The organism is Streptomyces sp. NPDC040610, assembly GCF_055594065.1.
This window is the reverse complement of record NZ_JBVIXA010000021.1, coordinates 1-14,613: the sequence shown is the minus strand read 5'-3', so window position 1 is coordinate 14,613 and position 14,613 is coordinate 1. Positions and strand designations below refer to the sequence as shown.

General features: G+C 76.8%; 1 protein-coding gene and 2 pseudogenes. All 3 read left to right on the top strand.

All coding sequences use genetic code 11. The features are described from left to right. Positions 1–39: 39 nt before the first annotated feature. Positions 40–11,904 (top strand): type I polyketide synthase, encoded by an 11,865-nt coding sequence (locus tag ACZ6AA_RS38960; RefSeq protein ID WP_471463213.1) that lies wholly within the window; start codon positions 40–42, stop codon positions 11,902–11,904. Beyond that, positions 11,891–11,947 (top strand): annotated as a pseudogene (locus tag ACZ6AA_RS38955) (polyketide synthase docking domain-containing protein); the annotation flags it as partial. The gene ACZ6AA_RS38960 and the pseudogene ACZ6AA_RS38955, both read left to right, overlap by 14 nt. Continuing rightward, positions 11,924–14,613, top strand: a pseudogene (locus tag ACZ6AA_RS38950) (type I polyketide synthase); the annotation flags it as partial. The pseudogenes ACZ6AA_RS38955 and ACZ6AA_RS38950, both read left to right, overlap by 24 nt.

Sequence of the window (14,613 nt, the reverse complement as noted above, 5' to 3'; positions counted from 1 at the left end):
CAGGTCCCCCCTCTTCGCGGGAAGGGCAGCACGTTCGACATGACCCACGGCACCGGCACCACCCAGGGCACCGACACCGGCCCCGGCACCGGGACGGGCACCGCCCCCGGCACGGGCACCGCCCGCGGCACCGCTCACGGCGACGACCGGACGCTGGACTATCTCAAGCGTCTCTCCGCCGAACTGGGCAGGACCCGCGAGCGGCTGCGGCTCGCCGAGGCGGCGGCCCGTGAGCCCGTCGCGCTGGTGTCGATGGCCTGCCGCTTCCCGGGCGGCGTCACGTCGCCCGAGGACCTGTGGCGGCTCGTCGCCGCGGGCCGGGACGGGGTCGGCGCGCTGCCCGCCGACCGGGGCTGGGACGTCGAGGGGCTCTACCACCCGGACCCCGACCGGGTGGGCACCTGCTACACGCGCGAAGGCGGGTTCCTCGCCGACATCGCCTCGTTCGACGCGGCCCTGTTCGAGATCAGCCCGCGCGAGAGCCTGGTGACGGACCCTCAGCAGCGGCTGCTCCTCGAAGTCTCCTGGGAGGCGTTCGAGCGGGCCGGCCTCGCCCCCGCCGCGGTGCGCGGCAGCCGCACCGGCGTCTTCACCGGGATGATGGGGCAGGACTACACGGCGCGGCTTCCCGGCACGCACACGGAGTACGAGGGTCAGTTGGAGACCGGCCGCGCGGCGAGCGTCGCCTCCGGCCGCGTGGCCTACACCTTCGGGCTCGAAGGCCCCGCGGTCACCCTCGACACGGCCTGCTCCTCGTCCCTGGTGGCCCTGCACCTCGCCGTCCAGGCGCTGCGCGGCCAGGAGTGCGACCTCGCCCTGGCCGGCGGGGTCACGCTGATGTCGAGCCCGGCGACCCTCCTCGAATTCAGCAGGCAGCGCGTGCTCTCGCCCGACGGCCGGTGCAAGGCCTTCGCCGGACAGGCCGACGGCACGGGGCTCGCCGAGGGCGTGGGCGTGGTCCTCCTGGAACGCCTGTCGGACGCACGGCGGCTCGGCCACCCCGTCCTCGCCGTCGTCAGCGGCAGCGCCGTCAACCAGGACGGCGCCTCGAACGGGATGACCGCGCCCAACGGCCCCGCGCAGCAACGCGTCATCCGCGCCGCCCTCGCGAACGCCGGACTCACCGCGGCCGACGTCGATGCGGTCGAGGCCCACGGCACGGGCACCCGTCTCGGCGACCCCATCGAGGCCCAGGCGATCCTCGCGACGTACGGGCAGGGGCATGACGCCGAACGCCCCCTGTGGCTCGGGTCGTTGAAGTCCAACATCGGCCACACCCAGGCCGCCGCCGGGATCGCGGGCGTCATGAAGACCGTCCTCGCACTCCGCGCGGGCCTGCTGCCACCGACCCTGCACGTCGACACCCCGACCCCACACGTCGACTGGTCCGCCGCCACCGTACGCCTCCTGACCGAGCCCCGCCCCTGGCCGGACACCGACGGCCGCCCCCGACGGGCGGGCGTGTCGTCATTCGGCATCAGCGGCACGAATGCGCACGTCATCGTGGAGGCCGGGGATGGTGTCGGGGCGGGGGAAGAGGGTTTGGGGGGCGATGGGGGGCTGTTGGGGGAGGGGGGCCCGGCGACCCCGGCAAGCACGCCCCCCTGCCCCGTCCCCTGGGTGCTCTCCGCAGGGACCCCCGAGGCGCTGCGCGCACAGGCTGTCCGGCTTCTGGAGCATCTTGAGGCTCGCCCCGGACTGCGTGTGGGCGATGTCGCCCATTCGCTGGCGACCACGCGTGCGTCGCTCGCGCACCGGGCTGTCGCCGTCGGCAGGGAGCGCGGTGAACTGCTGCGTGCCGTCGCGGCGCTGGCCGGTGGGGAGGCCTGTGCGGAACTGGTCGAGGGGGTGGCGCGTGATCCGGGGCGGACGGTCTTCGTGTTCCCCGGGCAGGGGTCCCAGTGGGCCGGGATGGCCGCGGAGCTCTGGGACACGTCCGAGGTGTTCCGTGAGCGGATGGAGGCGTGCGCGGCGGCCCTCGACCCGTACGTCGACTGGTCGCTGCCCGATCTGGTGCGCGGTCATGGCGACGACGGCGCCGAGGACCGCGTCGATGTCGTCCAGCCGGTCCTGTGGGCGGTGATGGTGTCGCTGGCGGAGCTGTGGCGGTCGTACGGGGTGGAGCCCGCCGCCGTGGTGGGGCACTCGCAGGGCGAGATCGCGGCGGCGTGCGTGGCGGGTGCGCTGTCCCTCGACGACGGTGCCCGGGTCGTCGCCCTGAGGTCCCGGCTGGTCGCCGAACGCCTCGCCGGGGCGGGCGGCATGGTGTCCGTGACGGCCCCGGTGGCCGACGTCCGGGCACGCCTCGCGGAGTTCGGCGACCGGCTCGCGCTCGCCGCCGTGAACGGCCCGTCGTCCGTCGTGCTCTCGGGCGACCCGGCGGCGCTCGACGAACTGATGGGCGCCTGCGAGCGGGACGGCGTCCGCGTCCGGCGCGTCGCCGTCGACTACGCCTCCCACTCCCCGCAGGTGGAACTCCTGCGCACGGACCTGCTCGACGCCCTGGCACCGATCCGCCCGGGCGCGGGCTCGCTGCCCCTGTACTCGACGGTCACCGGCGCCGTCGTGGCGGGCACCGAGCTGACCGCCGAGTACTGGTACCGCAATCTGCGCCGCACCGTCCGGCTCTCCGACGCCGTGGAGCGGCTCGCCACCACCGGACACGGCACGTTCGTGGAGTGCAGCCCGCACCCGGTGCTCGCCCTCGGCCTGACGTCGACGCTCGGCGACCTGGGCCGGGACGCCCTCGTGGCGGGCACGCTGCACCGCGACGACGGCGGCCTCGACCGCTTCCTGCGCTCCCTCGGCGAGGTGTACGCGGGCGGCCGGTCCCCGGACTGGGAGCAGGTCTTCGCCGGGGCGGACGTGCGGCGGGTGCCGCTGCCCACGTACGCCTTCGACCGCCGGCGCTACTGGCTCGACCCCGCACCGCCCACCGGCGACGTCGGCTCGGTCGGCCTGAGCCCGCTCGACCACCCGTGGTGGGGCGCCGCCACCGACCTGCCCGACTCCGGCGGCGTCCTCCTCACCGGGCGGCTGTCCCGCACCACCCACCCCTGGCTCGGCGACCACGCGGTCGACGACGTGGTCCTGCTGCCCGGGACGGCCTTCCTGGAACTGGCAGTCCAGGCCGCCGAGCGGGTGGGCTGCGACGGCGTGGCCGAGCTGACCCTGGAAGCGCCCCTGGTCCTGCCCGCGCGCGGCGGCGTCCAACTGCGGGCCGTGGTCGGCCCCGCCGACGCGGCCGGGGACCGCCCCCTCACCGTCCACACCCGCCCCGAGGACGCCCCGGACACGCCCTGGACCAGGCAGGCCGGTGGCTCGCTCACCCGGACCGCCTCCCGCCACGGCGGCGTCCCCCTGACCACCTGGCCCCCGCCCGACGCCGAACCCCTGCCCGTGGCGGGCGTGTACGAGGACCTGGCCGAGCTGTCCCTGCGGTACGGCCCCGACTTCCGTGGCCTGCGGGCCGCCTGGCGCCAGGACGACGAGATCTACGCCGAGGTCGTGCTCCCGGGGGACGGCGACGCGGACGGGTTCGCCGTTCACCCCGCGCTCCTGGACGCCGCGATGCACGCGGCGGCCGCCTTCGACGGCGTGACGCGGGCGGCGGGCGACGGTGCCGGAGAGGGCCGGGGGGACGCGGGCTCCGGGCCTCGACTGCCGTTCTCCTGGTCCGGTGTACGGATCCACGCGGTCGGCGCGACCCGGCTGCGCGTACGGATCACGCCGGTGGGCCCCGACGCCGTCGCGCTGGAGGCCGCCGACGCGACCGGCGCGCCTGTCGTGTCCGTGGAGTCCCTGTCCCTGCGCCCGGTGACGCCCGACCGGCTGCGGTCCGCCGCCCCGGACCCGACGGACTCCCTCTTCGCCGTCCACTGGGTGCCCGCCCCGGCCGGTGCGGCCGCGTCCGGCCCGCCCCGGACGTGGGCGGTCCTCGACGGCGCCGAGGCGATCGCCCCGGCGCTCGAAGCGACCGGCGCCGAGGTGCGCAGGGAGCCCGAACTCGTCTCGGTGACCGCCGCGCAGGACGTACCGGACGCGGTGCTCGTGGCACTCCCGGCCCCGGCACGGGACGACATGGGCGACCTGCCAGGGGCCACCCGGGACGCCGTCGTCGGGGCGCTGACACTGACGCAGCGGTGGCTCGCCGACGACCGCGCCTCGTCCGCCCGCCTCGTGGTGCTGACCCGCGGCGCCGTGGCGGTACGCGACGACGAGACGGCCGACCCGGCCCTCGCCGCGGTCTGGGGCCTGCTGCGCTCGGCACGGGCGGAGAACCCCGACCGGTTCGTCCTGGTCGACTGGGACGGCCAGGAACGTTCGGCCGAGGCGCTGCCCACCGTCGTGGGCGGCGACGAGCCGGAGGTGGCGCTGCGGGGTGGGGAGGTGTGCGTACCGAGGCTGCAGCGGGTGCGGGCTTCCGGCGGCGGAGGCGACAACAGGCCCCGGGGCGACGGCGACGGCGGCCCCCGGCCCGGCGGCGACGGCGCCAACAGCCCCTGGCCCAACGGCGGCACCAGCGACGGCGGCGCCCCCGGCGGCACCGCCCCCTTCCGTCCCGGTGGCACCGTCCTCGTGACCGGCGCGTCCGGGGTCCTCGGCCGCCTCGTCGCCCGCCATCTGGTCGAGGCGCACGGCGTACGCCGGCTGCTGCTGGTGAGCCGCCGTGGCGCGGACGCGCCCGGAGCCGCCGAACTCACCGGGGACCTCGCGGACTTGGGGGCGTCGGCGTGCTGGGCGGCCTGCGACGTGGGGGACCGCGCGGCCCTGGCGAAGGTCCTCGCGGAGGTGCCCGCGGAGCACGCGCTGTGCGGGGTGGTGCACGCGGGCGGCGTGCTGGACGACGGCGTCGTACCGTCGCTGTCGGCGGAGCGGATCGACACGGTGTTCCGGCCGAAGGTCGACGCGGTGGTCAACCTGCACGAGCTGACCCGCGAGGCGGACCTCTCCGCGTTCGTCGTGTTCTCCTCGGCCGCGGGCACGTTCGCCACCGCGGGCCAGGGCGGCTACGCGGCGGCCAACGCCTTCCTCGACGCCTTCGCCCGGGCCCGGCGCGCGCACGGGCTGCCCGCGCTCTCCCTGGCCTGGGGGCTGTGGGCCGAGGCCAGCGCGATGACCGGCGGAATGTCGGACACCGACCGCGACCGGCTGCGCCGCGCCGGGGTGAGCGGTCTGTCCGCCGAGGAGGGCCTCGCCCTGCTCGACGCGGGCCTCACCGCCGGACCGCCCGTCGTCGTCCCGGCCCGTCTGGACCTGGCCGCCGTACGGGCCGGGGCCGCCACCGCGGGCGTACCCGCACTGCTGCGCGCCCTGGTGCGGCCACCGGCGCGCCGTGCCGCGGCGGGCGCCGACGGGGACTCCGCCCTCGCGCGTGAACTCGCCGACCTCGCCCCGCAGGACCGCGCCCCGCGGGTCCTCGACGTGGTGCGCGCCCAGGCCGCGGCCGTCCTCGGCCACACCGGCCCGGCCGCCGTCGAACCCGGGCGCGCCTTCAAGGAGTTGGGCTTCGACTCGCTCACCGCCGTCGAACTGCGCAACCGGCTTTCGCGGGCGACCGGCCTCAGGCTGCCCGCCACGCTCGTCTTCGACCACCCAACGCCGCAGGAACTCGCCGCGCACGTCCACGGGCGGCTCACCGGCCAGGACCGGCCCGAGCGGCCGACGGTACGCGGTGCGGCCCGGGCCGACGAGCCGATCGCCGTCGTCGGCATGGCCTGCCGGTTCCCGGGTGGTGTCGGCTCGCCCGAGGACCTGTGGCGGCTGGTGGACCGGGGCGCCGACGCCATCTCCGCGTTCCCCACCGACCGGGGCTGGTCCCTCGACCCCGGCGGCTTCGCGACCGAAGGCGGATTCCTGCGGGACGCCGCACAGTTCGACCCCGAGTTCTTCGGCATCAGCCCGCGGGAGGCGGTGGCGATGGACCCGCAGCAGCGGCTCCTCCTCGAAGTCTCCTGGGAGGCGCTGGAACGCGCGGGCCTCGACCCGACGGCCCTGCGCGGCAGCCGCGCCGGGGTCTTCGCGGGGCTGATGTACCACGACTACACGACGCGGCTCGGGACCATCACGGACGACATCGCCGGGTACCTCGGCACGGGCGGGTCCGGCAGCGTCGCCACCGGCCGCATCGCCTACACCTTCGGGTTCGAGGGCCCCGCCGTCACCGTCGACACGGCCTGCTCGTCGTCGCTCGTGGCCCTGCACCTGGCCGCGCAGGCGCTGCGCGGCGGGGACTGCGACCTCGCGCTCGCGGGCGGCGTCACCGTGATGTGCTCGCCGAACGCCTTCACCGAGTTCAGCAGGCAGGGCGCGCTCGCCGCCGACGCCCGCTGCAAGCCGTTCGCGGCGGCGGCCGACGGCACGGTGTGGGGCGAGGGCGCCGGAGTCCTCCTCGTCGAGCGCCTCTCCGACGCCCGTCGCAAGGGCCACCGCGTGCTCGCGGTCGTCCGCGGCTCGGCCGTCAACCAGGACGGCGCCAGCAACGGCCTGACCGCCCCCAACGGCCCCGCCCAGGAACGCGTCATCACCCAGGCCCTCGCCGGTGCCGGGCTCACGCCGTCCGACGTGGACGCCGTCGAGGCCCACGGCACCGGCACCACCCTGGGCGACCCCATCGAGGCCCAGGCGATCCTCGCCACCTACGGACAACAGCGCCCGGCGGACCGGCCGTTGTGGCTCGGCTCCGTCAAGTCCAACCTCGGCCACACCCAGGCGGCGGCGGGCGTCGCAGGCGTCATCAAGATGGTCATGGCCCTGCGCCACGCCGTCCTCCCCCGCACACTCCACGTGGACGCGCCCTCCCCCCACGTCGACTGGTCGTCCGGCGCCGTGGAACTCCTCACCGAGTCCCGCCCGTGGCCCGACGCGGGGCGGCCCCGAAGGGCAGGGGTCTCGTCGTTCGGCATCAGCGGCACGAATGCGCATGTGGTGCTGGAGCAGGCGCCCGTGGGGGTGAGCGGGGGCGGCACGGAGGCGACCGCCCCGGTGCTGGGCGCCGATGCCGCGAAGGCGGGCACGGGGTCGGGCGCCAGGGATTCGAAGGCGCACGTGGTGCCGGGCGCGGCCGGTTCGGCGGCGGCTCCGGCGCCGGACGCCGATGCCTCGGAGGCCGCTGTGGTGGCGAGTGCCGGGCGGTTCGGGGTGTCCGGAGGGCCGGATGCCGTGCGCTCCGACGCGGCCACCGCGTCCGACGCCGAGCGTTCCGAGGCGCCCGAGTCGTCCGACGCCGGGTGCTCCGGGGTGCCCGAGTCGTCCGACGCCGACCGCTCCAGGGCACCCGAACCCTCCGGCGCCACGCCGTCCGGGATGCCCGAGCCGTCCGACCCCGAGCACCCCCGCGTGCCCGAGCAACCCGCCCCCGCTCCGGCGCAGCCATCCGCTGCGACCGAGCCCGGCAGCTCAACACCACGCGTACAGGCAGCCCTTGACGACCTCCCATCCCAACCAGTCACCACTCCCGTGCCGTTGACGCTTTCCGCGAGAAGCGACTCCGCCCTGCGGGCCCAGGCGGCCGCCCTTCGCGAGCGGTTCCTCGGTGACGCGGCGCTCGACCCCGTCGACGTGGCGCACTCGCTGCGGACGACCCGCGCCGCGCTGGAGCACCGGGCCGTGGTCCTCGGCGGTGACCGGGACGCGCTGCTGGCCGCTCTCGCCGCCGTCGCGGAAGGGCGCGAGACGCCCGCCGCCGTCGAGGCGATGGCCGGGGAGCCCGGCAGGACGGTGTTCGTGTTCCCCGGGCAGGGTGCCCAATGGGCGGGCATGGCAGCCGAGTTGTGGGACGCCGTGCCCGTCTTCCGGGCCCGGCTGACCGAGTGTGCCGACGCGCTGGCCGCGTACACCGACTGGTCCGTGGTGGACGTCGTCCGGGGCCGGGACGCCGGGGTGGACCCGGAGCGGGTGGACGTGGTGCAGCCCGCGCTGTGGGCGGTGATGGTGTCGCTGGCGGAGCTGTGGCGGTCGTACGGGGTGGAGCCCGCCGCCGTGGTGGGGCACTCGCAGGGCGAGATCGCGGCGGCGTGCGTGGCGGGTGCGCTGTCCCTCGACGACGGCGCGCGCGTGGTCGCGCTGCGCAGCCGGGCCCTGACGGCGATCGCGGGACACGGCGGCATGGTCTCGCTGGCGCTGGGCGCCGCCGAGGCCGAGAACCTGGTGGCCGCCCGGGACGGGCGGATCTCCCTCGCGGCGGTCAACGGGCCCGCGTCGGTGGTGGTGTCGGGCGGCTCGGCCGCGCTGGCCGACCTCCTGGCCCACTGCGAGCGCACCGGACTCTGGGCGCGCCGCATCCCCGTGGACTACGCCTCCCACTCGCCGCACGTCGAAGCGGTCCGCGAACGGATCGCCCAGGACCTCGCGGGCATCCGCCCTCGCACGGGCCGCGTCGCCTTCATGTCGACGCTGACGGGCGCCTTCCTGGACACCGGCGGCCTCGACGCCGACTACTGGTACCGCAATCTGCGCGAGTCCGTACGGTTCGAGCCCGCCGTACGGGAACTGCTCGCCCAGGGCTTCGGCGCCTTCGTCGAGTCCAGCCCCCACCCGATGCTCACGATGGGCCTGCGGGAGGTCCTGGCGGAGCGACCCGGCGGCCCCGGCGTGGCCGTGGCGTCGCTGCGGCGCGACCAGGGCGGCCCGGAGCGCTTCGTGACCTCCGTCGCCGAGGCGTACGCCCACGGGGTCGCCGTCGACTGGTCCGCGGCCTGGACGGGCCGCACGCCCCGCGTCGTGGACCTGCCGACGTACCCCTTCCAGCGGCGCAGGTTCTGGCTCGACGCCCCCGCCGGGGCCGGTGACGTGACCGCCGCGGGCCTCGGCCGCCCCGACCACCCGCTCCTCGGCGCCCGCGTCGACCTCGCCGACTCCACGGAGGCCGTGCTCACCGCGCGCTGGTCCCTGGACGCCCACCCATGGCTCGCCGACCACGCCGTCGGGGACACCGTCGTCGTACCCGGCACCGCCTTCCTGGAACTGGCCGCCCTCGCGGGCGCCGAGACCGGCTGCCCGCACATCCGCGAGCTGATCCAGGAACAGCCCCTGGTCCTCACCGAAGGGGGCGCGACGCGGATCCAGGTGCGGGTGGGGCCGCCCGACGAGGAGGGCACGCGGACGCTCGGCGTGTACGCGCGCCCCGACGGCCCTGACGGCGCAGCCCCGCAGGACCCCTGGTCGTGCCACGCCCGCGGCGTGCTCACCGCGGCGGACACCGCGGCCCCGGCCGCCCTCGACGGCGCCTGGCCGCCCCCGGGAGCCGTCCCCGTCGACCTGTCCGACTTCTACGCGCGCCTGGAGGAGATCGGCCTCTCCTACGGCCCCGCCTTCCACGGCCTGCACACCGCGTGGCGCCTCGGCGACGAGATCCTCGCCGAGGCCGCGCTGCCGGACGACCACCACGCCGAAGCGGCCCGGTACCACGCCCACCCCGCGCTCCTCGACGCGGCGCTGCACTCCTGCCTGCTCCGCACCCGGGACGACGGCTCCGACGGCACCGGCGGCGCGGCCATGCCGTTCGCCTGGAACGACGTCGCCCTGCACGCCCCGTGCGGCCCGGAAGTGCGCGTCCGGGTGTCCCCGGGCGCGGCCCAGGACGTGTCGGTGGTCGTGGCGGACGCCGACGGCACGCCCGCGGTGACCGTGCGCTCGCTGGCGGCCCGCCCGGTCCCGCCCGAGCAACTGCGCGGTTCCGGCGGCCGCCACGACTCGCTGTTCCGGCTCACCTGGACGGCGGCGCCCGCCGCACCCGCGCCGAGCACGAGCACCTGGGCCGTGCTCGGGGGCGACGACCTGGGGCTGCCCCCGGACGTCGGACGCTTCGTGGACCTGCCCGCGTACCGCGCGGCGATCGGGTCCGGCGCGGCAGTGCCCGATGTCGTACTCGTCCGGCTCGGCACGGGCGTGGAGGACGGCTCGTACGGTCCGGGAGACACCGCGCACGGCTCGCACGGTCCAGGAGCTGCCTCGTACGGGCCGGACCACGGCCCGTACGAGCCGGTGCGCGCACGGGAGTCGACCTGCCGCGCCCTCGACCTGCTGCGGGCCTGGCTCGCCGAGGATGCCGGGAGCGCGGCGCGGCTCGTCCTGGTCACGCGCGGCGCCGTCGCCACGCCCGACGACGTGACCGACGGGGACCCGGCCGCCGCGGCGGTGTGGGGCCTGGTGCGCTCGGCCCAGGCGGAGCACCCGGGACGGTTCGTCCTGGCCGACCTCGACCCGCGCCCGGAGTCCACGGCCGCGCTCGGCACGGCCCTCGCCGCGGCCTCGGCCCTGGACGAGCCTCAACTCGCGGTCCGCGCGGGCCGGATCCTCCTGCCCCGACTGGAACGCGCGCCACTGGCCAGGGACATGACCCCGGCGCACGGCGCGACCGCGAGGCAGGACACGACCGCCGCACGAGACACGACCACAGCGCAGGGCACCACCGCGGCGCAGGGCACCACCGCGGCCCCGGCCAACGGCACGGCCCCGGACACCCCCACCCCATGGGACCCCGACGGCACCGTCCTCCTCACCGGAGCCGCCGGAACCCTCGGGCGTGCTCTCGCTCGGCACCTGGTCGTCACGCACGGCGCCCGCCGTCTGCTCCTGGTGGGCCGACGCGGCGGCGACACCGCCGAGGGCCCGCGGCTGACCGCCGAACTGGCCGCGCACGGCGCGGAGGTGACCTGGGCCGCCTGCGACGTCGGCGACCGCGACGCGGTGGCCGCGCTCCTGGAGTCGGTGCCCGCCGCGCACCCCCTCACGGCCGTCGTGCACGCGGCCGGTGCCCTCGACGACGGCGTGCTCCCGGCGCTGACCCCGGAACGGGTCGACCGGGTGTTCCGGCCCAAGGCGGACGGAGCGTGGCACCTGGACGAGCTGACCCGGACGGCGCCCCTGGCCGCGTTCGTGGTGTTCTCCTCGGCCGCGGCCACCCTGGGCAGCGCGGGCCAGGGCAACTACGCCGCCGCCAACGCCTGCGTGGACGCGCTGGTACGCCGTCGGCGCCGCGCGGGGCTGCCCGCTCTGTCGCTCGGCTGGGGGCTGTGGGCCGAGAGCAGCGACCTGACGGCGGGGCTCGACCGGGCCGACGAGGCCCGCCTCGCCCGCTCCGGCGTCCAGGGCCTGACGACCGCGGACGGCCTCGCCCTCTTCGACGCCGCCCGTGACCTGGACGAACCCCTGCTGCTGCCCATGCGGCTCGACCTGGCCGCGCTCCGCGCGCGCGGCGACGCACTGCCGCCGATGCTGCGCGGCCTGGTGCGCGCCCCGGCGCGGCGCGGCGGCTCGGGGAGTACGGGCGCGGCCGCGCTGCGGCGGCGCCTGGCCGCCCTGCCCCCGGCCGAGCGGAACCGGCAACTGCTCGACGTGGTCCACTCCGAGACCGCCACCGTCCTCGGCTACCCGAGCGCGTCGGCGGTGGGGCGGGACCGGGCCTTCAAGGACCTCGGTTTCGACTCGCTGACCGCCGTCGAACTGCGCAACCGGCTCACCGCCGCGACCGGCCTGCGGCTGCCGCCGACGCTGGTCTTCGACCACCCCACGCCCACGGCCCTCGCCGGGCACCTCGCCGCGGAACTCGCCCCCGCGGACGCGGAGTCCGACACCCGGCGCGACACCGAGCGGCAGGTACGCGAGGCCCTCGCCGTCATCCCGCTGCCCCGGCTGCGCGACGCGGGCCTCCTCGACACCCTCCTGGAACTGGCGGGCCGCCCCACGGGCGCCACGCCGCCACCGGGCGGCGACGGCGAGGGCGACGGAGCCGGACCGGTGGCCGGCTCGATCGACCGGATGGACGCCGAGGGGCTGCTGGCCCTGGCGCTCAGCACCAGCGCGTACGACGGCCACGACGAGAGCGACGGCGGCAACGGCCACGGCCCCGGCCGGGACCACGTCGCGCACGCCAAGACGGAGGACCACGATGCCGGTAGGTGACGAGAGGCTCGTCGAGGCGCTGCGGGCCTCCCTGAAGGAGGTCGAGTCGCTGCGGGCCCGCACTCGCGAGCTGACGGCTGCCGCCCACGAGCCGGTGGCGATCGTGGCGATGGGCTGCCGCTTCCCCGGAGGCGTCCGCTCCGCCGAGGACCTGTGGGACCTGGTGGCCTCCGGCACCGACGCGATCGGGGCCTTCCCCGCCGACCGCGGCTGGGACACCGAGGCGCTCTTCGACCCGGACCCCGACCGGCCGGGCCGGACGTACGCGGTCGAAGGGGCCTTCCTCGACGACGCGGCGGAGTTCGACGCGGACCTGTTCGGCATCAGCCCGCGCGAGGCGGCCGCGATGGACCCCCAGCAGCGGCTGCTCCTGGAGACCGCGTGGGAGACGTTCGAACGCGCCGGAGTCGACCCCGGCGCCCTGAAGGGCGAGCCCGTCGGCGCCTTCGTCGGCTCGGTCCTCATGACCAGCGGCGGCGGCACCGGAACCGGCGACGGAACCGAGGGGCACCAGCTCACCGGCGGCGCCGCCAGTGTCCTGTCGGGCCGTCTCGCCTACACCTTCGGCCTGGAGGGCCCGGCGATCACCGTCGACACCGCGTGCTCGGCGTCCCTCGCGGCGGTGCACCTCGCCGTGCAGGCGCTGCGGCAGGGCGAGTGCACCCTGGCCCTGGCCGGCGGCGCCGCCGTGATGTCGACGCCCGGGATCTTCGTGGAGTTCAGCCGTCAGCGGGGGCTGGCGGCCGACGGCCGGTGCAAGGCGTTCGCTGCGTCGGCGGACGGCACGGGGTGGGGCGAGGGCGTGGGTCTCGTCCTGTTGGAGCGGTTGTCGGACGCGCGGCGCAACGGTCATCCGGTGCTCGCCGTCGTACGGGGTTCCGCAGTGAACCAGGACGGCGCGTCCAACGGTCTGACAGCACCCAACGGACCGTCGCAACAGCGCGTCATCCGGCAGGCGTTGGCGTCCGCACGGCTCTCGGCGGACCTGGTCGACGCGGTGGAGGCGCACGGCACGGGCACCTCGCTCGGTGACCCCATCGAGGCACAGGCGTTGCTGGCCACGTACGGTCAGGAGCGCGCCGCCGACCGGCCGTTGTGGCTCGGCTCCATCAAGTCGAACATCGGGCACACCCAGGGCGCGGCGGGCGTCGCCGGGCTGATCAAGATGGTCATGTCGATGCGGCACGGCGTACTCCCGAGGACGCTGCACGTCGACGAGCCCACGCCGCACGTCGACTGGTCGTCCGGAGCGGTGCGGCTGCTCACCGAGGGCCGGGACTGGCCGGAGACAGGGCGCCCGCGCCGCGCGGGCGTGTCCTCCTTCGGCATCAGCGGCACCAACGCCCACGTGATCCTGGAACAGGCCCCCCGGAGGGACGGCGCCGACATCCTGGAACAGGCCTCCCGGAGGGACGGCGCCGACCCGGCCCGGACCGGCCCCCCGGGGACCCCCGTGCCCCTCGTGGTCTCGGCGCGCGGAGAGCGGGCCCTGCACGAGCAGGCCGAGCGCCTCGCCGCCCACGTCCGCTCCCGGCCCGACGCCCGCCCGGCGGACGTCGGCCGGGCCCTCGCCACCTCCCGGGCCGCCCTCGACCGGCGGGCCGTGGTGTGGGCCGCCGACCGGGACGCGATGCTGGCCGGTCTCACGGCGCTCGCCGAGGACCGCTCCGCGCCCGGCCTCGTGCGGGGCGCGGCCGCGGACGGCGGACAGGCGTTCCTCTTCGCCGGGCAGGGCAGCCAGCGCCCGGGCATGGGACGCGAACTGGCCGCCGTGTTCCCGGTGTTCGCCGACGCGCTCGATTCCGTCGCGGACCACCTGGACCCGCACCTCGACCAGCCCCTGCGGGACGTCCTGTTCGCCGCCGAGGGGACGCCGACGGCGGCGCTCCTTGAGCAGACCGCGTACACCCAGCCGGGCCTCTTCGCGTACGAAGTGGCGCTGTACCGGCTGCTCACGCACTGGGGACTCACCCCCGGCCTGCTGCTCGGGCACTCCGTCGGCGAGCTGACGGCCGCGCACGTCGCGGGCGTCCTGTCCCTCGCCGACGCGTGCGCGCTCGTCGCCGCGCGGGGCCGCCTCATGCAGGACCTGCCCGGCGGCGGCGCGATGGTCGCGGTGCGGGCGACCGAGGCGGAGATCCTGCCGGACGTGACGGCGCGCGCCGACGAGATGGCGATCGCCGCCGTCAACGGACCCGCCTCGGTCGTCGTGTCCGGCACCGAGAGCGCGGTCGTCGAACTCGCCGAGCGCTGGCGGGACAAGGGCCGCAAGACGCGCCGACTGCGCGTGAGCCACGCCTTCCACTCCCCGCACACGGACGCGATGCTCGACGAGTTCGGCCAGGTCGCGGGGAAGCTCACCTTCCACCCGCCCCGCGTCCCGATCGTCTCGGACGTCACCGGGGACATCGCCCCCGCGGCCGAGCTGTGCTCGCCGGAGTACTGGGTGCGGCACGCCCGGGCGACCGTGCGCTTCCACGACGGGGTGCGTCGGCTCGTCGCGGCGGGGGCGCGGACGTTCGTGGAGGTCGGGCCGTCCGGGACGCTCACGGCGATGGCCCAGGACTGCCTCGCCGAGCAACCGCCGGGCACCGGGCCGGTGTTGATCGCGGCGGCGGGGGGGGGGGGGGGGGGGGGGGGGGGGGGGGGGGGGGGGGGGGGGGGGGGGGGGGGGGGGGGGGGGGGGGGGGGGGGGGGGGGGGGGGGGGG